Genomic DNA, 21,815 nt, shown 5'->3' on the forward strand with positions numbered 1-21,815 from the left:
GTTCGTCGGCAGCGTCGGATGTGTCTCGGGGCCGGGGCGGAGACGGCGGGAGGGGCTGGCCGCGGCGGTGTTTCTGGCGCCGGCGTTGGTCGGGTTCGTCACGTTCTATGTCTGGCCCGCCGTCCGCGGCCTCTATCTCAGCCTCACCGACTACGACCTGCTCACCGCGCCCGAGTTCACCGGGCTCGACAACTACCGTCGGCTGCTGTCCGACGACGTGTTCTGGAACTCGCTGCGCGTCACCCTGCAGTACGTCCTGATCAACATCGGCGTGCAGACCGTCGCCGCGCTGCTGCTCGCCGTGCTGATCCACCGCCTCACCCGGTCCATCCTGATCCGCGGCGTGCTGCTCCTGCCCTACCTCGTCTCCAACGTGGTGGTCGCGCTGCTCTGGTACTGGATGGCGGACTACCACCTCGGCATCCTCAACGAGGTGGTGAGCTGGTTCGGCGTGGACCGCGTCGGGTTCTTCGGGGATCCGGCCTGGGCGATCCCGACCATCGCCCTCGTCAACGTCTGGCGCCATCTCGGCTACACCGCGCTGCTGATCCTCGCCGGCCTCCAGACCATCCGCCCCGACGTCTACGAGGCGGCCGCGGTCGACGGCGCGGGCGAGCGGCGGGTGTTCCTCTCCGTCACGCTGCCCCTGCTGCGCCCGGTCCTCGCGCTGGTCCTGGTGGTGACGATGATCGGTTCCTGGCAGGTCTTCGACACCGTCGCCGTCACCACCCAGGGCGGGCCGGTCGACGCCACCCGCGTCGTCCAGTACTACATCTACGACCAGGCGTTCACCCGCTTCGACTTCGGGTACGCCGCCGCCATCTCGGCGGTGCTCTGCCTGATCCTCGCCTGCGTCGCGCTGGTCCAACTGCGCCTGCTGCGGGCGAACGACGCGCACGACGCGAGCGCGGGGGCGGACGCATGAGGCCGGGACGCGTCGTCGCCTGGGCGGTGGTGACGGTCGTCGTGCTGGTCACCGTCGCGCCCTTCGCGTGGATGCTCCGCACCGCGCTGTCCGACAACCGGAGCCTGTTCACCGAGCCCGCGTCGCCGCTCCCGGTGGACTTCACCTGGGGGCCGCTGGAACGCGTGCTCGGCACCGCCACCACGGCCGAGGCGCAGGCCGAGGGCGGCTCGGGCGCCTCGCTCCGCTTCTGGCTCTACCTGCGCAACTCGCTGCTGGTGTCCACCCTCATCACCGTCGGCCAGGTCTTCTGCGCCGCCATGGCCGCCTACGCGTTCGCCCGGCTGCGGTGGCCGGGCCGGGACCGGGTGTTCCTGGTCTTCCTCGCCGGGCTGCTGGTGCCGCCGGTGTTCACACTGCTGCCCAACTTCGTGCTGATCAAGGAGCTCGGCCTGCTCAACACGCACGCCGGGATCGTCGCGCCGTACCTCCTGATGACGCCGTTCGCCGTGTTCTTCCTGCGGCAGTTCTTCCTCGGCATCAGCCGCGAGATCGAGGAGGCGGCGCTGATCGACGGCGCGGGGCACGCCCGGATCTTCCTCCGGATCATCCTGCCGATGAGCGGCGCCCCGCTGGCCACGCTCGCCGTGCTGACCTTCGTCAACGCCTGGAACGAGTACTTCTGGCCGCAACTCGTCGGCCAGGAGGAGGGCGTGCGGGTGCTCACGGTGGCGCTCGGCGCGTTCGTCTCCTCGACGCCGCAGACCGGGCCCGACTGGGCGGGGCTGATGGCCGCGGCCCTGGTCGCCGCCGTCCCCACGCTGCTGATCCTGCTGGCCTTCGGCCGGCGGATCGTCGACGCCATCCAGTACACCGGGCTCAAGTGAAGGCCCACGTGAGGGCCCACGTGAGGGTTCACGCAAGGAGGCAGACCATGGGACTTCGACGACGCGCGCGGTACGCCGCCGCCCTGGTGACGGCTCTCGCCCTCGCCGCCTGCGGCGCGCCGGGCGGTGGCGACGAGGGGCGGCGGACCGTCACCTACTGGCTCTGGGACGCCAACCAGCAGCCCGCCTACCAGCGGTGCGCCGACGACTTCGAGGCTACGAACCCCGGGTACGACATCGTGATCGAGCAGCGCGGCTGGGACGACTACTGGACGTCGTTGGCCCTCGGCTTCGTCGCCGAGTCCGCCCCCGACGTCTTCACCGACCACCTCTCCAAGTACCCCGAGTGGGTCAGCCGCGGACTGCTGCTGCCGCTCGACGACTTCGTCGAGCGGGACGGCGTGTCCCTCGACGGCTACGAGGCGGGCCTGGCCGAGCTCTGGGTCGGCCGGGACGGCCTGCGCTACGGCCTGCCCAAGGACTGGGACACCGTGGGGCTCTTCTACGACCGGGCGGCGCTCGCCGAGGCCGGCGTCGACGAGGCGGAGCTCGCCGAGCTCACCTGGAACCCGGACGACGGCGGCACCTTCGAGGACCTGGTCGCCCGGCTCACCGTGGACGCGAACGGGGTGCGCGGCGACGAGCCGGGGTTCGACCCGGACGACGTCGCCGTCCACGGCCTGTGGCTGGAGATGACCGGCGGTTTCAACTACGGCCAGACCCAGTGGTCGTTCTACGCGGCCGCCAACGGCTGGCAGGCCACCGACACCAACCCGTGGGGCGAGCGCTTCAACTTCGACGACCCCGCGTTCCTGGAGACCGTCGACTGGTGGCGCGGGCTGATCGACAAGGGCTACATGCCGTCGCTCGAGCAGCAGACCGGTGTCCAGTCCAGCGACCAACTGGCCGCCGGCAACGCCGCCATGGCCAGCAACGGCAGCTGGATGATCGGCACCTTCCTCGGCTACGAGGGCCTGGACGTCGGCATGGCGCCGACCCCGATCGGCCCCACCGGCGAGCGGGCCAGCATGTTCAACGGCCTGGCCGACTCGATCTACCGCGGTACCGACGACCCCGAGGCGGCCTGGCGGTGGGTCGCCTACCTGGCCTCGCCCGCCTGCCAACGGGTGGTCGCCGAGCACCGCGTCGTCTTCCCGGCGATCACCGAGGCGTGGGAACGCACCCGCGACGCGTACGCCGCGGACGGCGTCGACGTGGAGCCGTTCACCCGGCAGGTGTCGGAGGGCACCACGTTCCTGTTCCCCATCACCGACCACGCCGCCGACATCGACGCCATCATGACGCCCGCCCTGGAGGCGGTGCTCTCGGGTGCCCCGCTCGACCGGCTGGTGGCGGCCAACGAGGAGGTGAACGACCTCTTCGGGGACTGACGCCGGCAGCCCGGGCTCAGGAGTTGAGCACGGTCAGCTCGGGGTGGGCCGTGCCGCCCTCGATCGCGGTGGACGACAGGTGGGAGACCACCCGGTCGTCCACCGGGTCGTTGGCCGGGTCGTCGTGGACCACCAGGTGCTCGTAGGTGGTGGCGCGCTGCGCCGGCACCCGGCCGGCGGCCCGGATCAGGTGCAGCAGCTCCATCCGGTTGGAGCGGTGCTTGGCGCCGGCCGAGGAGACCACGTTCTCCTCCAGCATCACCGAGCCCAGGTCGTCGGCGCCGTAGTGCAGCGACAGCTGCCCGGCCTCCTTGCCGGTGGTCAGCCAGGAGCCCTGGATGTGCGCCACGTTGTCCAGGAAGAGCCGGGCGACGGCGAGCATCCGCAGGTACTCGAAGATCGTCGCCTGGGTGCGGCCGCGCAGGTGGTTGTTCTGCGGCTGGTAGAGGTAGGGGATGAACGCCCGGAAGCCGCCGGTGCGGTCCTGGGAGTCCCGGATCATCCGCAGGTGCTCGATGCGCTCCGCGTTGGTCTCGCCGGTGCCCATCAGCATCGTCGAGGTGGACTCGACGCCGAGCCGGTGCGCCGTCTCCATGATCTCCAACCAGCGCTCGCCGGACTCCTTCAGCGGCGCGATCGCCTGCCGGGGCCTGGCGGGCAGCAGTTCGGCGCCGGCGCCGGCGAACGAGTCGAGGCCGGCCGCGTGGATCCGGCTGATCGCCTCCTCGGCCGAGACCCCGGAGATCCGCGCCATGTGGTCCACCTCGGAGGCACCCAGCGAGTGGATCACCAGCTGCGGGAACGCGTCCTTGATGGCGCGGAAGTGCCGCTCGTAGTACTCCACGCCGTAGTCCGGGTGGTGGCCGCCCTGGAACATGATCTGGGTGCCGCCCAGTTCGACGGTCTCGGCGCAGCGCCGCAGGATGTCGTCGAGGTCGCGGGTCCACACCTTGTCGCTCTTGGGCGGCGCGTAGAAGGCGCAGAACTTGCAGGCCGTCACGCAGGCGTTGGTGTAGTTGATGTTGCGCTCGATGATGTACGTGGCGATGTGCTCCACGCCCGCGTACCGGCGGCGGCGCGCCGCGTCGGCGGCCGCGCCCAGCGCGTGCAACGGCGCGAAACGGTAGAGGTCGAGCGCCTCTTCGGGCGTCAGCCGGCCACCGCCCGCGGCACGGTCGAGCATGGTCGCGCGGTCAGCCTGCTGGCCCATCGGGCATATCCCTTCGACGGTGGCGAAACGACCGTTCAAGCGTACGCCAGCACTCCGCGGCGCTCACGACTGGCGGGCGAGCGTGCCCTCCGACGGGCTGCTGGGATGCGTGTTGACGTACTGGACCGTGTCCTCGCCCAGCACCTCGATCTCCAGCTCGTACGGGTCGGCCACGCACATCGGGCCGCTGGAGCCCTCCTCGTCGAGCAGCCCCTCGAACACCAGCCGGTTCTCGTCGACCGCGCGCAGCGTGAGGCGGTCGAGGCAGGAGGAGAGGCCGATGAGGTCGGTGTGGATCGCGGTGCCGACCTCGTCGCCGATCCGGCCCTCGGCGAGGGTGAGCGCGATGGTCCCCATCGGCAGCGAGCCCGTCGCGATCGGCCCCTCCCAGTCGCCGAGCAGGCTCGCCGGCAGGGCGTCGACCGCCGGCCCGGGGTCCGGGGACCCCCCGCCCCCGAGCCCGTGGAACAGCAGCCAGCCGCCGGCGCCCGTGGCGCCGAGCAGCACGACGGCGGCGCCGACCGCGAGTGGCAGGGCGCGGCGACGCGGCGGCCGCACCCGGGCCGGCTCCGGCTCCGTGGCGGCGGCCGACGTGACGGTCGGCCGGTCGGGGGGCGTGGTGCTCGTGGTCGTCGTGGGAGGCGTGGGAGGCGCGGGGGTGCGGCCCGGCCCGGTGTTCTCGTCGAGGACCAGCAGCTCCTCGGCACGGCGGCTGATGTCCGTGAGCACCGCTGACGGCAGCCAGCCGGCCGTCACCAGGGCCGCGGCGCCGTCGCCCACCCCGCAGGCCGCCGCCAGTTCGGGCAGCGTCGGCCGGTCGGCGGGCGTCCTGCTCAGGGCGGCGGCGAGCGGCGGGCGCAGCCACCCCGGCACCTCGGACAGGTCGGGCTCCTCGTGCACCACCTGGTACATGAGCTGCGCCGGGGCCTGGCCGTCGAACGCGGGCCGGCCGCTGGCCGCGAAGGCGAGGACGGCGCCCAGGGCGAAGACGTCGGTCGCCGGCGTGACGGGGCCGCCCGTCACCTGTTCCGGCGCCATGTAGCCGGGCGAGCCCACCAGCATGCCGGTGCCGGTGAGGTGGGCCGTGGCGTCCAGGGCCCGGGTGATGCCGAAGTCGATCAGCCGGGGACCGTTGACGGCGAGCAGCACGTTGGACGGCTTGACGTCCCGGTGCACCAGGCCGTGTCGGTGCACCCCGAGCAGCGCCTCGGCGAGGCCGGCCGCCAACGCCCTGACCGTCGGCTCGGGTTGCGGGCCGTGCTGGGCGACGGCGGTGGTGAGGTCGGGCCCCACCACGTAGTCGGTGGCGACCCAGGGCACCTCGGCCTCCGGGTCGGCGTCCAGCACGCGCACGGTCCACGGGCCGTGGGTCAGCCGGGCCGCTGCCACCTCACGGGCGAACCTGGCCCGGAACTCCTCGTCGGCGGCGAACTGCCGGTGCACCAGTTTGACGGCCACCGCCCGGTGGCCCGCGTTGCGGCCCAGATAGACCCGGCCCATGCCGCCCTGGCCGAGCCGGCGCAACAGCCGGTACTCGCCTATCGCGGACGGATCGTCGTCGGCCAGTGGTCTCATGGCGCCCCCCCCGGGTCCGATCCGATCAGCCGTCCGCCCGATCCAGCAGGACGACGCGCTCGGCCGCGGCGGACTGGTCGATCCGGCGGGCGAACTCGGCCACGCCGGCCAACTGCCGTTCGCCCAGGCTGAAGTCCAGGGTGGTGAAGTACCGCTCCAGCGTCTCGGCGTCGAAGTCCTCCCAGCGGGCGGCCTGTTCGGCGACCTTGGTGACCTCGGTCAGCGACAGGTCGCGGGACTCGAGGAAGGCGCGGTGCAGCTCGCGCACGACCTCGGGCTCGCGGCGGAGGTAGTCGCGCCGCACGCCCCAGATGGCGAACACGAACGGCAGCCCCGTCCACTCGTGCCACATCCGCCCCAGGTCGTGGACCTCGAGGCCGAGCCGGGGGGCGTCGTGCAGCGAGGCGCGCAGCGCGGCGTCGCCGATCAGCACGGCCGCGTCCGCCTCCTGCATCATCAGCCCGAGGTCGGGCGGGCAGGTGTAGTACTCGGGGTGGACGCCGTGGCGCTCGGCGAGGAGCAGCCGCGCCAGGCGCACGGAGGTGCGGGAGGTGGATCCGAGCGCGACACGCGCCCCGTCGAGCTGGTCGAGGGGCCGCTGGGAGACGATCACACAGGACATCACCGGGCCGTCGCAGCCCACCGCGATGTCCGGCAGGGCGACCAGCTCGTCCGCGTGCCGCAGGTAGTCGACCAGGGAGACCGGGCCCAGGTCGAGCTCGTCGGCGACCAGGTGTTCGCCGAGCTTCTCCGGGGTGTCCTTGGTGAGCTCGAAGTGCAGCAGGCTCCCGGTCCTGGCGAGGCCCCAGTACAGGGGGAGGCAGTTGAGGAACTGGATGTGTCCGACACGGGGGCGGCGCCGCTGGTGTGTAGTCACGCTTGGGAGGGTACGCCTGAGAACGTGCGAGCCAGCGGTCAGGGACAGGTCCACCCCGGGGGTGATTCGTGCCCTTCCGGCCGTGCACACAGCGTGCTAGGCTCGACGCGAGTTGCAGTTTGGTTTCCCTTGCAGTACGAGCCTGCGGAGCATGTGACCGCGGGCTTTCGTCGTTTTCAGGCTTCGTATGGGTTCTGGAGCAGGGCGACCCTTTTTAGGCCCAGGGAGGGCTTACATGGCTACCGGAACCGTCAAGTGGTTCAACGCCGAGAAGGGCTTTGGTTTCATCGCCCAGGATGGCGGCGGCCCCGATGTCTTCGTTCACTACTCCGCGATCAACGCCAACGGCTTCCGCTCTCTTGAGGAGAGCCAGGTCGTGAGCTTCGATGTCACCCAGGGTCCGAAGGGTCCCCAGGCCGAGAACGTCTCGGTGACCGGCTGAGGTCTCACCCTCAGCCCCACCACGGTGCCCCCCGCCCAGCCTGGTCGGGGGGCCCACCCGTTTCCGGGGGTGTGCGCGGGAGCGCTCAGGAGGAGGCGGCGACGAAGCGCTGGAGCTCGCGCCGGCGCACGGTGCGCACGCCGTACGCCTGGCCCACGCCCTCGCCGTTCCCCAGCGCCACCATCAGCGCGAGCATCGCGTAGCCGACCAGCCAACGTCCGGCGGCCCGCCAGAATCCGGGCCGGCGCCCGTCGGCCGCCATGATCACCCGCAGCCCCCACAGCAGCTTGCCGAGGCTGCCACCGAGCAGCACCGTGCCCAGCACGTGGTTGACGAAGGACGCGGCCAGCGCGCAGGCGACGGGTGCCGGCAGGTCCACCAACCCGTCCGGGTCGGGCGCGGTCCGCCACAGGACGGCGAGGCCGACCCCCAGCGCCAGCAGCAGGTCCGTGAAGGTGGCCGCCACCAACCGGCTCTCGTCGGCCTTCTTCGGCGTCAGCGCCATGCCGTGTCCTCCATCCGCTGTTCCTTGTCCGACGCCAGGGAATCTACGAGGCGGACCCCGACGGTTCCTCGTCGGCCGGGTCACGGAACGGCGACAGCAACCCGTCGGTGTGGGTGCGGAGCCGGGCGGCCGCCGTCGGGTCGAAGGGGGAGCCGCCGACGCCGATCCGCCGCTCCTCCACGAACGCGCTCAGCGGCTCGGCGGGCGGCGCGTCGAGCAGTGCGAGCAGGTGGCGGGCGACGGGCGCCGCGGGCTTGGCCGCCCGCTTCATGGCCGCGATGTGCGCCTCGGTGGCGGCGTCGTACTCGCCGGAGAAGCCGGTCGCGGTGGTGCCCGGGTGGTACAGCACCTGGCGGGTGCGGTGGCCGCGGGCCGCGAGGTCGACGCCCAGCAGGTCGTTGAGCTTTCCGCCCTGGAAGAGGGCGGCCTGGCCCTCGTAGCCGCGGACGAACTGGAGGTCGTCCCAGTTGACCAGGGAGAGCGGTGCGCCGGGGCCCGCCACGTTGATGATCGCGGGCGCGGCGGCCGGTGAGCGTTCCAGCGCGGCCAACAGGCCGTGGGCGAGCAGGAAGCGGCTCAGGTAGAAGAGCGCGAAGGTGTCCTCGAAGCCGTCCGCGGTCTCGCGGCGGAACGAGCGGAAGTGCCGGGCGCAGAGCACCAGCGCGTCCACCGTCGGGAAGCGGGCGGTGACCTCGGCGACGACCCGCCGGTTCTCGGCGACCAGGCTCAGGTCGGCCGGGACGAAGTGCTCGAACTCGGCGCCGCGCGCCCGGTCCCGGCCGAGGACGACGGCCCGGTCGCCGCGCGCCACCAGGGCGCGGGCCAACTCCCTGCCGATGCCGTCGGTACCGCCCTGGACGATCACGGTCCGCCCGGATTTCTGGGATGATCGGTTCATGAAGTTGAACTTATCAGTTCAGTGTGGCGGGATGGGCGGTAGGATGGCGGGGTGAGCGGAGTGAGAGCGGCCCCGCGCGGGCGCATCGACAAGCGGCAGGCGATCCTCGACGCGGCGTTCACGGTGTTCGCCCGGCAGGGGTACGCCAACGCCTGCGTGCAGGAGATCGCGGCCGAGGCCGGGGTGGCCAAGCCCACCGTCTACAACCACCTGGACAACAAGGAGACGTTGTTCCGCGAGGCGATGGCGGCGGCCGCCACGACCGCCACCGCCAGGAACCTCGCGGCCGTCGACCTGCTGCGCGCCCCGGGCGACGACCTGCGCGCCGCGTTCGAGGAGGTCGCCCGCCAGCTGCTGCGCTGCTCGGCCGACGAGCGGTCCAGGGCGCTGTGGCGGCTGCTGAACGCGGAGCTCACCAGCTTCCCCGACCTGCTCGACGTCGTCTGGGGCGAGGGCGCGAGCCGCGTCACGGAGGCGCTCGCCGACCGGATCGCCAGGCTCGCCCTCGCCGGCCGGCTCCGGGTCGCCGACCCGTCCCGCGCCGCCGAGCAGCTCTCCGGCCTGCTCATGGGCCCGATCGACAGCCGCTCCCGGCTCGGCACCCGCACCGTCTCCGCGGCCGAGATCGACGAACTTGCGGTGGCCGCCGTCGACACCTTCCTCGCCGCCTTCGGGCCCCGCTAGGCCTTCTCGGCGGCGGGCTCGGCGGCCCGGTGCCCGGCGGCGCCGATCAGCGGCAACGCCAACGCCGCGGTGGCGGCGGCCAGTACGCCGGCGCAGGCCAGCACCGTCGCGGCGCCCTCGGCGACCGCGGCGGGCGAGGGGGCGCCGGCCTCGTCGGGGCCGAGCCGGCTCTCGTAGACCGCGCCGAGCACGGCGGTGCCGACGCCCGCGCCGATCGAGGCCAGGCTGGTGATGGTGCCGGCGACCATCCCGGCGCGCGCCCGGTCGGTGACGTTCATCGCCACCGCCATCACCGGCGCCCCCGCGATCCCGCCGCCGACGCCCCAGACCAGCAGCGGCGGCACCAGCGTCCACGGGCCGGCCGTCGGGGTGAGGGCCAGCGCCAGCCAGCCGGCGCCCACCGCCTTCGCCGCGTAGCCGGCCGCGATCACGACACCGGGGCGCGCCACGGCGAGCAGCCGGCCGGCCACCAGGCCGGCCGCCAGCTGGGCGGCGATGGCGGGCGCCAACAGCCAGCCGCTGTGCGCGGGGCTGAGCAGCAGCGAGTTCTGGAAGTACTGCGCGAAGTAGACCGTGCCGCCGATCGACAGCACCCGGGACATGAAGACCGCGAGCGCGGCGCCGGTGAAGGCCGGCCGGCGGAACAGCGCCAGGTCGAGGGTGGGGGCGGCCACCCGGGGCTCGACCGCCAGGAAGGCCGCCAACAGCACCCCGGCGGCCGCCAGTTGCGCCAGGGTGGCGGGGGACCCCCAGCCCTGCTCGGCGCCGCGCAGCAGCGCGTGGTTGCCCACGGCCAGGGCGCCGATCAGCAGCCCGGTGCCGGCCCAGTCGACGCGCGGCCGGGCGCCGTCCCGCGGTGGGTCGGCCGGCAGCGTCCGCAGCCCGAGCAGCAGGGCGGCGACGCCGACGGGCACGTTGATCAGGAAGGCCGCCCGCCAGTCGAACAGGTCGATGAGCACGCCGCCGAGCACGGGGGCGGCCAGGCCGGCGGCGGTGGCCACGGTGCCCCAGGAGGTGATCGCCATGGTGCGGCGGTCGCCGTCGAACTGGTGGCTGAGCAGCGGCAGCGCGTTGACCATCAGCACCGCGCCGCCGACGCCCTGCACGGCGCGCGCCCCGTCCAGGAACGGCGCGTTGGGCGCCAGGGCGCAGGCCAGTGAGGCGAGGGTGAACAGGGCTATCCCGCCCAGGTATATCCGCCGTCGGCCGATCCGGTCGGAGAGGCTGCCGACGGCCTGCGTCACCGCGCCCATGGTGATCAGGTAGGCGACCAGCACCCAGCGCGTCGCGGCCGGGCCGCCGCCCAGGTCGCGCTGGATCTCCGGCAGCCCGAGGGCCACCACGGTCATGTCGATCACGACGAGGGCGGTGGCGGTCATGACGAGGACGAGGACGGCGCGGTCGCGTGGCGTGGTCACCGGGGCACCGTAGCCAGCGTCGCGAATTAAAGTCAACGCCCCATGAAGTTTAAGCTGATCCCTTGGGCTGGCTAGGCTGAGCGCGATGTCAGAGCCGCAGCGGGCCCCACAGCCACAGCCACAGCCAGAGCCAGAGTCGGGGCCGGTCGACGAGGCGCCGGCCAGGCGCCGCCGGCCGGCCACCCGCAAGGGCCGGCCCACGCTCACCCGCGAGCTGATCGCGGCCCGCGCGCTCCGGCTGGCCGGCGCCGAGGGGTTCCCGGCCGTCACCATGCGCCGGCTGGCCGACGAACTGGGCGTCACCGTCCGGGCCCTGTACAACTACGTCGAGGACCGCCAGGAGGTCGTCGACCTCGCCGTCCAGGCGCTGCTCGCCGAGTGGGAGGTGCCCCGCCTCGACCCCGACCGCTGGGAGGAGGGCGTCCGCGCCTACGCCGCGCGGCAGCGCGCCCTCTACCGCCGCCACCCCAGGGCGCTGCTGGTCTCCCTCGACGAGCGGGTGCGCTCGGTCGGCGTGCACCCCAACCGGCTCCGCAACCCCGACGCGTTCCTCGGGCTGCTCCGCGCCATCGGCCTCGGCGCGCCGGACGCGCTGCTCGTCCACCACGAACTGGCCCTGAAGCTCTTCGCGTTCACCCTGCTCGTCGACGTCCGCGACGAGGCCGCCGCGGGCGGCCCCGTCCCCGCCGAATGGCTCGCCGCCCACCGCGACCTCGACGTGCCGCACCTCGCCGAGGCCGCGACCGTCCCGCGACCCACCCCCGACCGGCTCTTCGACCACCTGGTCGACACCCTCGTGCTGAGCATCCGCGACCGCCTGTCGACATGAGGCGCCCCGGCGTCCCGGCGCCCCTGCGGCCCGAGCTTCGTCAAGCTGCCGGACGCGCGGACCCAGGTTCCAATGGGGACATGGGTGACTTCATCGACGTCTGGACCGACAAGCTGGTGGACCTGGCCGGCGGCGCGCTCGACGAGAAGCGCGCGCGGGCGCTGGTGGCGGAGATCTACGAGGCGGCCGTGGTGCGCGGGGTGCGGCTCTACGAGGAGGAGATCGCGCTGCGCGAGGCCGAGCGCGAGGAGTGAAGGAGTCCGGGGGCTAGCCCAGGCCGAGCGGCAGGCCGCCGAGCAGCTCGCGGGTGGAGGCGCCGCCGGCGATCGGTCCCGTCAGGTCGGCCGTGGAGATCGGCTGGAAGTCGGCGATCTGGGTGCCGAGCGCGTTGGCCAGCGGGTCGGAGCCGGTGTTGGCCAGCGGGTCGAGCTGGATGTCGAGGATCGGGTTGACGGCCGAGGCGAGCGCTCCCGCCGTCGTGCCCGCCACCTTGGTCACCGTCAGCAGCGGGTCCTCGGGCACCACCTCGGCGGACGCGGCGCTCCCGGTGGCGAGGACCGCGCCGGTCGCCGAGACGGTCAGGCCGGCGGCGAGACGCAGCACACGGGAGACACGGGGGGCACGGGGCAGCTCAGTCATGCCAGGCACCGTAGTTGACCGGCCGGTGGCGGCTCATCCCGCGGGCGGGGCAAGTCACCTGAACGGCGCAGCGAGGCATCCGGGAGAATGGTCCCGTGACACGAGCCTCGCTGGAGAAGCAGCCCAAGGACGTCGCCGCGATGTTCGACGCGGTGGCCGAGCGTTATGACCTCACCAACGACGTGCTGGCCCTCGGGCAGAACCGGCGCTGGCGGAAGGCCGTCGCGGCCGCCGTCGGCGCCCGGCCGGGGGAGCGGGTGCTCGACCTGGCGGCCGGCACCGGCACCTCGTCCGAGCCGTTCGCCGCGGCCGGCGCGTTCACCGTGCCGTGCGACTTCAGCCTCGGCATGCTCGCCGAGGGCAAGCGCCGGGTGCCCTGGCTGCCGTTCACCGCGGGCGACGCCACCCGACTGCCGTTCCGCGACGGCTGCTTCGACGCCGTCACCATCTCCTTCGGCCTGCGCAACGTGCAGGACACCGACGCCGCGCTGCGCGAGATGCTGCGGGTGGTCAGGCCCGGCGGGCGGCTCGTGGTCTGCGAGTTCAGCCACCCGACGTGGGCGCCGTTCCGCACCGTCTACAGCGAGTACCTGATGCGGGCGCTGCCGCCGGTGGCCACCCGGGTGTCGAGCAGCCCGGACGCGTACGTCTACCTCGCCGAGTCCATCCGCGCCTGGCCGGACCAGCCGGCGTTCGCCGCCCGGCTCCAGGCCGTCGGCTGGGGGCGGGTGGCCTGGCGCGACCTCTCGGGCGGCATCGTGGCGCTGCACCGGGCCACCCGTCCCGCCGACGGCCCACCTGCGTAGACTCCTTCAACTCGCCTTCGCCAACCCCGCCGCCGCCCCGCCGCAGCCCGACCGATGGGAGAGCCGAACGTGTCCGAGACCGCCGAGGCAGCCGAGAGCCACGAGACCGCCGACGTGATCGTCGTAGGGGCGGGACCCGCCGGTTCGACGACCGCCTACCACCTCGCCCAGGCCGGCCTCGACGTGCTGCTGCTCGAGAAGACCGCGTTCCCCCGCGAGAAGGTCTGCGGCGACGGGCTCACCCCGCGCGCCGTCAAGCAGTTGGTCGCGATGGGCATCGACATCTCCGAGGACGCCGGCTGGCTGCGCAACAAGGGCCTGCGGGTCATCGCCGGCGGCACCCGCCTCCAGCTGGACTGGCCCGAGCTGGCCTCGTTCCCCGACTTCGGCCTGGTGCGCCGGCGGGACGACTTCGACGAGCAGCTGGCGAACGCGGCCGAGAAGGCCGGGGCACGGCTCCACCAGCGGTGCAACGTCTCGGCGCCGATCCGGGACGAGCGGACCGGGCGGATCGTCGGCGTCGAGGCCAAGGTCGGCGAGGAGAAGCGCAAGGCCGTCTTCCGCGCGCCGGTGGTGGTCGCGGCGGACGGCAACTCCACCCGCCTGTCGCTCGCCATGGGCCTGCACCGGGACGAGAAGCGCCCGATGGGCGTCGCGGTGCGCACCTACTTCACCAGCCCGCGGCACGAGGACGACTACCTGGAGTCCTGGCTGGAGCTGTGGGACCGGCGCGGCACCGAGCCGGAGCTGCTGCCCGGCTACGGCTGGGTGTTCGGGATGGGCGACGGCACCTCCAACGTGGGCCTCGGCATCCTCAACAGCTCGTCCGCGTACAAGGAGTTGGACTGGCGCGAGGTGCTGCGCGCCTGGTGCGCCTCGATGCCGGCCGAGTGGCAGTACACCGAGGAGTTCATGACCGGCCCGATCCGGGGCGCGGCGCTGCCGATGGCGTTCAACCGGCAGCCGCACTACTCGCGCGGCCTGCTGCTGGTCGGCGACGCCGGTGGCCTGGTCAACCCGTTCAACGGCGAGGGCATCGCCTACGCCATGGAGTCCGGCCGGATCGCCGCCGAGGTGATCAGCCAGGCCCTGGCCCGACAGACGCCGGCGCAGCGGGAGTTGGCGCTGCGCGGCTACCCGAGGGTGCTCAAGGACACCTACGGCGGCTACTACACGATGGGCCGGGCCTTCGTGAAGCTGATCGGCAACCCGAAGGTGATGAAGCTGGCCACCGAGCGCGGCCTCAACCACCCGCTGCTGATGCGCTTCGTCATCAAGCTGCTCGCCAACCTGACCGACCCGGTCGGCGGCGACGCCATGGACCGGGTCATCAACGGCCTGGCCAAGGTGACGCCGAACGCCTGACGGGCGGCCGGTGGACCCGGCGCCGCCCCGGGCTCAGCTCCAGGTGGCGCCGGCTGGCTCCTCGACGGTGGTGTTCAGCCGGTTGAAGAGGTTGGTGAGGCCGATCATCAGGATGATCGCGGCCAGCTGCTCCTCGGTGTGGTGGTCCGCGACCTCGTCCCAGATCTCGTCCGGCACCGCCTTGCCCGAGCGGTCGGCGATCCGGGTGGCGGCCTCGGTGAGCGCCAGCGCGGCCCGCTCGGCGTCCGTGAAGCAGGTCGCCTCGCGCCAGGTGACGACCTGGTGCAGGCGCTCGTCGGTCTCGCCGGACTTCTTCGCGCTGTCGATGCCGCCGAAGACGCAGGCACTGCAGCCGTTGATCTGACTGGCCCGCAGGTGGACCAGCTCCAGGGTGTGCTGTGGCACGCCTCCGGAGGCGGCCGCCTTGTAGAGGTGCTGGATTCCCTTCATCGCGTCCGGCAGGACCATCGCGGGGCTCTTCATCCGAGCGGGCATCGTGCGCTCTCCTTCTTCGCAGGGGGGTTCGTTCCCGTCCTTCACCGTCCTGACGAAGCCCGCGGCGCGGATGTGACGGCGGCCGGCACGCGACGCGACAACCATTCTGACAGCGCTGTTATATTAGCGCTGTGATATCTGGTGACGATCCGACACGCGTACCCGATCCCTGGCGGCCGCTGCACGAGCTGCTGGCCGCCATGGACGCCGAGATCGAGCAGGTCTACCTCTCCCGCGGCATCGAGGGGGTGCGGCCGCGCTTCGCGTATCCGCTGATCCGGCTCGCCCACACCGGCCCGCTCACCATCCGCGAGCTGGCCGACTCCCTGGACCGCTCGCACTCCGCCGTCAGCCAGACCGTCGCCGCCCTGCGCAAGGAGGGACTGGTCAGCTCCGAGCCAGGTCCCGACGCCCGCACCCGGCGGATCGCGCTCACCGAGCGCGGCCGGTCGCTGGTGCCGTTCCTGGCGGCCGAGTGGCGCGCCACCCACGCGACGGTCGCCGAACTCGACGCGGAGATCCCGCACGCCCTGACCGCCGCCGTCGAGGAACTGCGGCGGGCGCTCGAGCGGCGGTCGATGCGGCGGCGGATCCTCGACCACCTCGTCGAGCCACCGCGGTGAGGGCGCGGGTCAGGTTCCTCGACACCCGCCCGCTGCGCACCAGCCGCCCCTTCCGCGACCTGTGGATCGGCTCCGGACTCGCCGGGCTCGGCGGGCAGATAGCCAACGTGGCGGTGCTCGCCCAGGTCTGGGAACTCACCGGCAGCCCGGTCGCCACCGGCGCCATCGGCCTGGTCACCGGCGGCACGATGCTGCTCTTCGGGCTGGTCGGCGGCTCGTTGGCCGACTCCCTTGACCGCCGCACCCTGGTCCGGGCCACCACCGTCGGCCAACTCCTCGCCGCCGTCGGCCTCTGCGCCCAGGCGATGGCCGGCAACCCGAACGTGGTGGTGCTGCTCGCGCTGGTCGCGGCGGGATCGGCCGCCATGGCGCTCGGCGTGCCGGCCCGCCGCACCCTTCCGGCCCGGCTGCTGCCGGCCGACCAACTCGCGGCGGGGCTCGCGCTCAGCAACGTGGCCTTCCAGGCGTCGATGCTGGCCGGTCCCGCGCTGGCCGGGCTGATCATCGCCCGCTGGGACTTCGCGGCCGCCTACGCGGCGCAGGCGGTGGCCGTCGCCGTCTCGCTGCTCGCGGTCGTCAGCCTCCCGCCGATGCCGGTCGCCGCGGCGGCGGGCCGGCGCCGTCCGGAACGCGGCGGCTGGTCGATCGTGCTGCGCCGCCCCACCCTGTGGGGCTCGCTGGCCACCGACCTGTCGGCGACCCTGCTCGCGATGCCGGTCGCGCTCTTCCCCCTGGTCAACGAGACCCGCTTCGACGGCAACCCGCGCACCCTCGGCCTCTTGTTCTCGGCCGTCGCGGTCGGCGGCATGACGGCCGGGCTGCTCTCCGGCACGGTCACCCGCTGGCGCCGCGGCGGCCTCGTCCAGCTGACCGCCGCCTCCGTCTGGGGCCTGGCCCTCGCCGCCTTCGGCCTGGCCGGACCACTCTGGCTCGCCCTCGGCTGCCTGGCGGTGGCCGGCGCGGCCGACACGATATCGGTGGTGACCCGCAGCACCCTCGTCCAACTGGAGACCCCGGACCAGTACCGGGGCCGGGTCTCCTCGGTCGAGCACGTCATCGGCGCGGCCGGCCCCGAACTCGGCAACTTCCGCGGCGGCGTGCTCGCCTCGGTCACCTCGGCCCCCTTCGCCCTGGTGGCGGGCGGCTTCGCCGCGACCCTGGGGATCGCCGCGGTGGCCGCGGCCAACGGCCCGCTGCGGGCGTACCGCGTGCCGCGTGCGGAGGTGGCGGACGCGTAGCGATGCGGGCATGGCCGGGTGGTCCACTCGACCCCGCTGCCGGCGGGCGAGAGCCGGGCCGTGGGTGGACCGCTGCCCGGGTGGGGATCGGCGGCGGGTCGGTCCTTTGCGCCTCCGGGTTAATACTCGGTATGTACCTGGCATGTTCTGGGGTGTTCGACATCCGGGCGGACAGGGGGAATCGGTGCGACCAGGCAAGGAGAGAAGGGCGGCACTGGCCGCGTCGCTCGCGTTCGTGGGGGCGCTGCTGGCCCCGCACGGCGCGGCGGTGGCCGAAGAGCCGGGGCGGTACGAGCTGACGGTCGACGGCATCGGGCTCGACGGCGCGCCGGCCGGGGACGACTGGAGCGTGGTCGTCCAGAACGTCGACACCGGCGAGACGAGCTACCTCGACGACGAGGCCGGCACCGGCACCGTCGAGGTGCCGGCCGGCGACTACCTGGTCACCTCCGACATGGGGTGGATCGGCACCGAGTCGGCCATGGACCTCACCGTGCAGACCCGTACGCTGCCCGAACTGGCGGCCGACACCGCGATCACCTTCGACGCCCGCCGGGCCGAGGAGATCGACCTGTCCGTCTTCGACCGCGCGGCCGAACAGACCACGCTCACCCTGGTCACCGTCCTCACCAGGGGCGACGGGTACACGAGCACCACCTTCTGGAACACCTTCGAGGGCGCCGACTCCACCTTCCGCACCCAGCACACCGGGCCGAGCCTGGGCGAGGGCGGGCTGCGCTCGGTCGCGGCCGCGAGCTGGCTCAACCCGGACACCGGCACCGAGTACCACGCCGCCCACGAGCGAACCGGCACCTTCTTCACCGGCCTCGACGAGCACGAGCGGCGGCGGGACCTGGCCAGGGTCGATCTCGGCGCGCGGGCGCTGGCCGGGGGCGCGCGTGGCCGGCTGCACTTCCTGTACGAGCTGGTGCACGACGGGCACTTCGCCGAGCGTGAGCTGCCGGGCACCACCACCGCCTACCTCACCCCCGGCCGCTGGGGCTACGGCCTCGACGTCACCGAGGCCGGCGGCGACTCGCTGTCCTTCGAGGGGGCGTTGGAGCGCTACGCGGCGGGTGAGCGGCGGCGGGTCGAGGTCGGCGCCCCGGTGTTCGGGCCCGGACTCGGCGCGCGCGACGGGCTCAGCCGGGAGGGCGACGAGATCGCGGTCGGCGTCGGCCTGTTCAGCGACGACCAGGGCAACCGCGGCGCCGCCGGGGGCTGGGAGTCGGCGTCCGTCGTGGTGCGCCGGGACGGCGAGGTGTACGCCACCTCGGACCGGCCGCTGAACCGGACGTGGATCGAGGTGCCGCCGGAGGAGGCGGAGTACGAACTGACCACCACCGTCAGGCGGGACGCCGCCGCCCTGGTGTCCACCGAGGTGACCGCCTCGTTCACCTTCGCCTCGGGGCACGCCGGGACGTCGACCGAACTCCCCATGTCCGTGGTGCGGTTCACCCCGCGACTCGGCGAGGGCGGCACCGTGCCCGCCGGCCGGCGGACGGTCGTTCCGGTCACCGTGCAGGGCACGGCGGCGGCCGAGGGCGGCCCGAGCGCGCTGAGCGTCGAGGTCTCCCATGACCGTGGCGACACCTGGCGGTCCGTCCAGGTCCGCGACGGTGCGGTCGCCGTGGACAACCCGGCGGCCGGCGGCACGGTGTCGTTCCGCGCACACCTCACCGACCGGGGCGGCAACACCACGGAGCTGACCGTCGTGGACGCCTACCGCACGGTGTGATCACCGTGCGGCCCGGCGGACGGTGTGGGACGGTGTCGTCCGCCGGGTCCGGAAAACGGCGTCAGAGGACGCGCACCGCGCCCGACGGCGGGTCCCAGTCCATGTCGCGCTGGACCACGCCGGTGGAGGAGTTCTGCGCGCCGATGAACGTGCCGTCGCCCATGTAGACCGCGACGTGGTACGCGCTGCCTGCCCCACCCCAGTACAGGATGTCGCCGGCCTGCAGGGCGTCGAGCGAGACCTGGGTGCCGGCCGTCGACTGGTCCTGGGAGACGCGGGGGAGCGAGACGCCGGCCTGGGAGAAGGCGGCCTGCATCAGGCTCGAGCAGTCCCAGGCGTTGGGGCCCGTGGAGCCGAGCGAGTAGCCGTCGCCGACCTGCGCGCGGACGAAGTCGAGGACGGCCGCGACGCCGCTGCCCGAGGGGGCGGGGGCGGACGTCGTCTCCGCGGCCGGCGCGGAGACGGTCTCGGCCTCGGCGGCGGCCTCGCGGGCCGCCGCCTCCTCGGCCGCGGCCTGCGCGGCGGCCTCGGCCTCAGCGGCCTCGCGGGCCTGCCGCTCGGCCTCGGCCTCCTGGGCGGCGCGCAGCTCGGCGGCGGCGCGCTGGGCCTGGGTGATGGCCTGGTCCTGGGCGGTCGCGCGCACCTGCTGGAGCTGCGCGTCGCTGACGTACGACTGGGTGGCCTCGGCGGCCACGGCGGCGCTGGTGGCGAGGACGCCGTCCAGCAGGGGCAGTTCGCCGGTCCGCTCGGTGGGCTTCTCGGCGGCGAGCGCGGAGTTGGTCGCCGCGCCGGTGACCGCGACGGTGCCCACGACTCCGGTCAGGACGCCGCCGCGTATCAGGTTGCTGGTGCGGGACCGGCTTGGCTTGCGGTGCCGGCCTCGGTAACGAATCGGGGACATGAACATCTTGGCTACCAGGCTCGCCCGGTTGACTCAATTAACGTGGTGTCCGCCACACTTGACGAGTACGCGGCGAGATGGCGGGTTATTTGTCCGAATCGCCGTTTCGCGCGAAAGTTGATCTTTCGTCGTGGAGTGCGGCCCTGTCCAGCGCGTTGTCCGGATTGTCTGACCGTCAACTCCGGCTAGCACGGCAAGGGGGGCTCGATCAATGATGCACGCTCGTTACCGATTCGCGACGTGGGATACATCACGCCGTCATCACGCTGCGTTCATCAGGCGAACCACTGGTCGTACGCCAGCCGTGCCACCAGCGCGGTGACCACCACCAGCAGCACCACGCGCACGAAGCCGCTCCCCTTCTTCATGGCCATCCGCGCGCCTACCCAGCCGCCCGTCATGTTGAACGCGGCCATGAACGGCACCAGTTGCCACAGCACCGTGCCGTTCAGTCCGAAGACCAGCAGCGCGCCCAGGTTCGTGCCCACGTTCACGACCTTGGCGGTGGCCGAGGCGGTCAGCAGGTTCAGGTGGAGCAGGGCCACCAGGGAGATCACCAGAAACGTTCCGGTGCCGGGGCCGATCAGGCCGTCGTAGAAGCCGATGCCGACGCCGGTGAGCGCCAGCGCCGCCAGCCGGCGCCGGCGGGACAGCTCCTCGGCCGGCAGCGACGCCGACTCCATGCCGAACCGCGGCCGGAGCACCACGAATCCGGCGACCCCCAGCAGCACCACCATGATCAGCGGTTGCAGCACGGCCTTGTCGACCGCGGATGCGAACGCGGCGCCGCCGGCGGACGAGGCGAGGGCGAGGAGTCCGAGCCGCAGCGCGAACCTCCGGTCCACCGGCGCCTTGCGGACGTAGGTGACGGCGGCGATCGAGGTGCCGGTGACGGCGACCGCCTTGTTGGTGCCGAGGGCGTAGGCCGGGGGCTGGTCGGCGGGGAGGCCGATGAGCATCGCGGGCAGCAGGACCAGTCCGCCGCCGCCGACCACCGCGTCCACCCAGCCGGCCGCCGCGGCGGCGAGACAGAGAAGGAGCGCGGTGGTGAGAGATATGTCAGTCACGTGGTGAAGGCGTTACCACGGAGACGTTCCGGGCGCGAATTTGCGTGTACTCAACACTCAGTGATATTGCCTGGCGCCCCGAAAGAGTGGGAGATTATGCGCTCTGTCCGCACATCGTGGTCGATCGACCACCTCGGGTGAGAACGTCCGGGCCTGCCGGCCCGTGTTCGACGGGGGTCTGGTGTGACGGGTGGGAGAGATCACAAAGTTGATGGGTGACCCCGTGTCGAAGGTCACAGGGGGCGGGGCATAGGATGCCTGCAGCTTTGTGAACTGACTCACATGCGATCAGCAGTCGCCGTCGACTGGAAGGAGCGAGGTCCGGTGAACGCGTACGTTCCCATCCTCGTGCTAGGGGCCCTAGCGACCGCTTTTGTCGTCTTCTCCGTGGTCGCGGCCGCGGTCATCGGCCCCAAGCGGTACAACCGGGCGAAGCTGTCGGCCTATGAGTGCGGAGTGGAGCCCACACCGCAACCGGTGGGGGGCGGTCGCTTTCCCGTCAAGTACTACCTGACGGCGATGCTCTTCATCATCTTCGACATCGAGATCGTCTTCCTCTATCCCTGGGCCGTCCAGTTCGACTCCCTGGGGATGTTCGGGCTCGTGCAGATGCTGGTTTTCGTCGGGCTGATCGGCGTCGCCTACGCCTACGACTGGCGGCGCGGGGGCCTGGAGTGGGACTGAGGGAAGGGCGAATCTGATGGGTCTCGAAGACAAGATCCCCGGTGGTTTTCTGCTCGACACGGTGGAGAACCTGGCCGGCCTGGCCCGGAAGTCCTCGGTCTTCCCGGCCACGTTCGGCCTCGCGTGCTGCGCGATCGAGATGATGACGACGGGCGCCGGCCGCTACGACCTGGCCCGCTTCGGCATGGAGGTCTTCCGCGGCTCCCCCCGGCAGGCCGACCTGATGATCGTGGCCGGCCGCGTCAGCCAGAAGATGGCACCGGTGCTGCGGCAGGTCTACGACCAGATGCCGAACCCCAAGTGGGTCATCTCGATGGGCGTCTGCGCCTCGTCCGGCGGGATGTTCAACAACTACTCGATCGTGCAGGGCGTCGACCACGTCGTGCCGGTCGACATCTACCTCCCCGGCTGCCCGCCGCGGCCCGAGATGCTCATGGACGCGATCCTCAAGCTGCACGCGAAGATCCGCGAGGAGAAGCTCGGCATCAACCGCGAGCAGGCGGCGCGGGAGGCGGAGGAGGCGGCGCTCAAGGCGCTGCCGACGATCGAGATGAAGGGGCTGCTGCGGTGACATGCACTCGGCGCGTGCAGCCGCGTCACGACCTCGCGGACGCGAACCCGCACCCCACCTCCCCGGCC

General features: G+C 72.6%; 24 protein-coding genes. 14 read left to right on the forward strand and 10 right to left on the reverse strand.

Going from position 1 to position 21,815, the window contains the following annotated elements; genetic code table 11:
• The 3 genes from E1283_RS08740 to E1283_RS08750 all read left to right on the forward strand — a co-directional run.
• A partial coding sequence (locus tag E1283_RS08740; protein ID WP_425086147.1) for a carbohydrate ABC transporter permease occupies window positions 1-925 on the forward strand: 925 nt, incomplete at its 5' end.
• On the forward strand, window positions 922-1,791 hold the full coding sequence (locus E1283_RS08745; RefSeq protein ID WP_132817351.1) for a carbohydrate ABC transporter permease: 870 nt from the start codon (window positions 922-924) through the stop codon (window positions 1,789-1,791). The genes E1283_RS08740 and E1283_RS08745, both read left to right, overlap by 4 nt.
• A 47-nt stretch (window positions 1,792-1,838) precedes the next feature.
• The gene (locus E1283_RS08750) at window positions 1,839-3,182 is read left to right on the forward strand and encodes an ABC transporter substrate-binding protein (RefSeq protein WP_132817352.1); all 1,344 of its coding nucleotides are present in this window, start codon (window positions 1,839-1,841) and stop codon (window positions 3,180-3,182) included.
• Between the two features lie 16 nt (window positions 3,183-3,198).
• Here E1283_RS08750 and mqnC read toward each other — a convergent pair whose 3' ends face one another.
• The 3 genes from mqnC to E1283_RS08765 all read right to left on the reverse strand — a co-directional run bounded on the left by mqnC (window position 3,199) and on the right by E1283_RS08765 (window position 6,844).
• A complete protein-coding gene (gene mqnC, locus E1283_RS08755) occupies window positions 3,199-4,392 on the reverse strand; it encodes a cyclic dehypoxanthinyl futalosine synthase (RefSeq protein WP_132817353.1) in 1,194 nt (397 codons plus the stop codon).
• 63 nt (window positions 4,393-4,455) lie between these two features.
• Window positions 4,456-5,967: a serine/threonine-protein kinase gene (locus tag E1283_RS08760; RefSeq protein WP_132817354.1), complete on the reverse strand. Its 1,512-nt coding sequence runs from the start codon at window positions 5,965-5,967 to the stop codon at window positions 4,456-4,458.
• Window positions 5,968-5,992: 25 nt separating this feature from the next.
• On the reverse strand, window positions 5,993-6,844 hold the full coding sequence (locus E1283_RS08765; protein ID WP_207930336.1) for a menaquinone biosynthetic enzyme MqnA/MqnD family protein: 852 nt from the start codon (window positions 6,842-6,844) through the stop codon (window positions 5,993-5,995).
• Between the two features lie 235 nt (window positions 6,845-7,079).
• Between E1283_RS08765 and E1283_RS08770 the strand changes: the two genes are divergently transcribed.
• Window positions 7,080-7,286 carry a cold-shock protein gene (locus tag E1283_RS08770; protein WP_132817355.1) on the forward strand — a complete coding sequence of 69 codons (207 nt, stop codon included), beginning with the start codon at window positions 7,080-7,082 and terminating at the stop codon, window positions 7,284-7,286.
• A gap of 85 nt (window positions 7,287-7,371) precedes the next feature.
• On the opposite strand, the gene E1283_RS08775 is transcribed toward E1283_RS08770, so the two are convergent.
• Both E1283_RS08775 and E1283_RS08780 read right to left on the reverse strand, forming a co-directional pair.
• On the reverse strand, window positions 7,372-7,791 hold the full coding sequence (locus tag E1283_RS08775) for an RDD family protein (RefSeq protein ID WP_132817356.1): 420 nt from the start codon (window positions 7,789-7,791) through the stop codon (window positions 7,372-7,374).
• Window positions 7,792-7,834: 43 nt separating this feature from the next.
• A complete protein-coding gene (locus tag E1283_RS08780; protein WP_132817357.1) occupies window positions 7,835-8,689 on the reverse strand; it encodes an SDR family NAD(P)-dependent oxidoreductase in 855 nt (284 codons plus the stop codon).
• Between the two features lie 51 nt (window positions 8,690-8,740).
• Between E1283_RS08780 and E1283_RS08785 the strand changes: the two genes are divergently transcribed.
• Window positions 8,741-9,373: a TetR/AcrR family transcriptional regulator gene (locus E1283_RS08785; protein WP_207930337.1), complete on the forward strand. Its 633-nt coding sequence runs from the start codon at window positions 8,741-8,743 to the stop codon at window positions 9,371-9,373.
• Here E1283_RS08785 and E1283_RS08790 read toward each other — a convergent pair.
• Complete coding sequence (locus tag E1283_RS08790) at window positions 9,370-10,791, reverse strand: MFS transporter (protein WP_243744698.1); 1,422 nt, start codon at window positions 10,789-10,791, stop codon at window positions 9,370-9,372. The two genes, E1283_RS08785 and E1283_RS08790, sit on opposite strands and share 4 nt — an antisense overlap.
• An 85-nt stretch (window positions 10,792-10,876) precedes the next feature.
• Here E1283_RS08790 and E1283_RS08795 point away from each other — a divergent pair, with 85 nt between their 5' ends.
• Together E1283_RS08795 and E1283_RS37100 are read left to right on the forward strand one after the other, a co-directional pair.
• The gene (locus E1283_RS08795; protein WP_132817358.1) at window positions 10,877-11,620 is read left to right on the forward strand and encodes a TetR/AcrR family transcriptional regulator; all 744 of its coding nucleotides are present in this window, start codon (window positions 10,877-10,879) and stop codon (window positions 11,618-11,620) included.
• Between the two features lie 80 nt (window positions 11,621-11,700).
• Window positions 11,701-11,874: a hypothetical protein gene (locus E1283_RS37100; RefSeq protein ID WP_165956053.1), complete on the forward strand. Its 174-nt coding sequence runs from the start codon at window positions 11,701-11,703 to the stop codon at window positions 11,872-11,874.
• A gap of 13 nt (window positions 11,875-11,887) precedes the next feature.
• On the opposite strand, the gene E1283_RS08800 is transcribed toward E1283_RS37100, so the two are convergent.
• The gene (locus E1283_RS08800) at window positions 11,888-12,259 is read right to left on the reverse strand and encodes a hypothetical protein (RefSeq protein ID WP_132817359.1); all 372 of its coding nucleotides are present in this window, start codon (window positions 12,257-12,259) and stop codon (window positions 11,888-11,890) included.
• 95 nt (window positions 12,260-12,354) lie between these two features.
• Between E1283_RS08800 and E1283_RS08805 the strand changes: the two genes are divergently transcribed.
• Both E1283_RS08805 and E1283_RS08810 read left to right on the forward strand, forming a co-directional pair.
• Complete coding sequence (locus tag E1283_RS08805) at window positions 12,355-13,065, forward strand: demethylmenaquinone methyltransferase (RefSeq protein ID WP_132817360.1); 711 nt, start codon at window positions 12,355-12,357, stop codon at window positions 13,063-13,065.
• A 54-nt stretch (window positions 13,066-13,119) separates the two neighbouring features.
• Window positions 13,120-14,430, forward strand: coding sequence for a geranylgeranyl reductase family protein (locus E1283_RS08810; RefSeq protein ID WP_132817361.1), 1,311 nt, complete (start codon window positions 13,120-13,122; stop codon window positions 14,428-14,430).
• A gap of 33 nt (window positions 14,431-14,463) precedes the next feature.
• On the opposite strand, the gene E1283_RS08815 is transcribed toward E1283_RS08810, so the two are convergent.
• Entirely contained in the window at window positions 14,464-14,925 is a 462-nt protein-coding gene (locus E1283_RS08815; RefSeq protein WP_132817362.1) for a carboxymuconolactone decarboxylase family protein, read from the reverse strand.
• A gap of 131 nt (window positions 14,926-15,056) precedes the next feature.
• Here E1283_RS08815 and E1283_RS08820 point away from each other — a divergent pair, with 131 nt between their 5' ends.
• From E1283_RS08820 to E1283_RS08830, 3 genes are all read left to right on the forward strand, one after another.
• Window positions 15,057-15,548 (forward strand): MarR family winged helix-turn-helix transcriptional regulator, encoded by a 492-nt coding sequence (locus E1283_RS08820; RefSeq protein WP_243744700.1) that lies wholly within the window; start codon window positions 15,057-15,059, stop codon window positions 15,546-15,548.
• On the forward strand, window positions 15,545-16,786 hold the full coding sequence (locus tag E1283_RS08825) for an MFS transporter (protein WP_132817363.1): 1,242 nt from the start codon (window positions 15,545-15,547) through the stop codon (window positions 16,784-16,786). The genes E1283_RS08820 and E1283_RS08825 overlap by 4 nt, the downstream gene beginning before the upstream one ends.
• 184 nt (window positions 16,787-16,970) lie before the next feature.
• Complete coding sequence (locus E1283_RS08830; RefSeq protein ID WP_132817364.1) at window positions 16,971-18,524, forward strand: hypothetical protein; 1,554 nt, start codon at window positions 16,971-16,973, stop codon at window positions 18,522-18,524.
• A 61-nt stretch (window positions 18,525-18,585) separates the two neighbouring features.
• Here E1283_RS08830 and E1283_RS08835 read toward each other — a convergent pair whose 3' ends face one another.
• Both E1283_RS08835 and E1283_RS08840 read right to left on the reverse strand, forming a co-directional pair.
• The gene (locus E1283_RS08835) at window positions 18,586-19,425 is read right to left on the reverse strand and encodes a C40 family peptidase (protein ID WP_132817365.1); all 840 of its coding nucleotides are present in this window, start codon (window positions 19,423-19,425) and stop codon (window positions 18,586-18,588) included.
• A 275-nt stretch (window positions 19,426-19,700) separates the two neighbouring features.
• Complete coding sequence (locus tag E1283_RS08840; RefSeq protein ID WP_132817366.1) at window positions 19,701-20,492, reverse strand: sulfite exporter TauE/SafE family protein; 792 nt, start codon at window positions 20,490-20,492, stop codon at window positions 19,701-19,703.
• Between the two features lie 324 nt (window positions 20,493-20,816).
• Here E1283_RS08840 and E1283_RS08845 point away from each other — a divergent pair, with 324 nt between their 5' ends.
• Together E1283_RS08845 and E1283_RS08850 are read left to right on the forward strand one after the other, a co-directional pair.
• Complete coding sequence (locus tag E1283_RS08845) at window positions 20,817-21,176, forward strand: NADH-quinone oxidoreductase subunit A (RefSeq protein WP_132817367.1); 360 nt, start codon at window positions 20,817-20,819, stop codon at window positions 21,174-21,176.
• 16 nt (window positions 21,177-21,192) lie between these two features.
• The gene (locus E1283_RS08850; protein WP_132817368.1) at window positions 21,193-21,747 is read left to right on the forward strand and encodes a NuoB/complex I 20 kDa subunit family protein; all 555 of its coding nucleotides are present in this window, start codon (window positions 21,193-21,195) and stop codon (window positions 21,745-21,747) included.
• The last annotated feature ends 68 nt before the right edge of the window (window positions 21,748-21,815 follow it).

The sequence above is a fragment of the Streptomyces hainanensis genome, assembly GCF_004348415.1.
GTDB classification, from domain to species: Bacteria; Actinomycetota; Actinomycetes; order Streptomycetales; family Streptomycetaceae; genus Streptomyces; species Streptomyces hainanensis.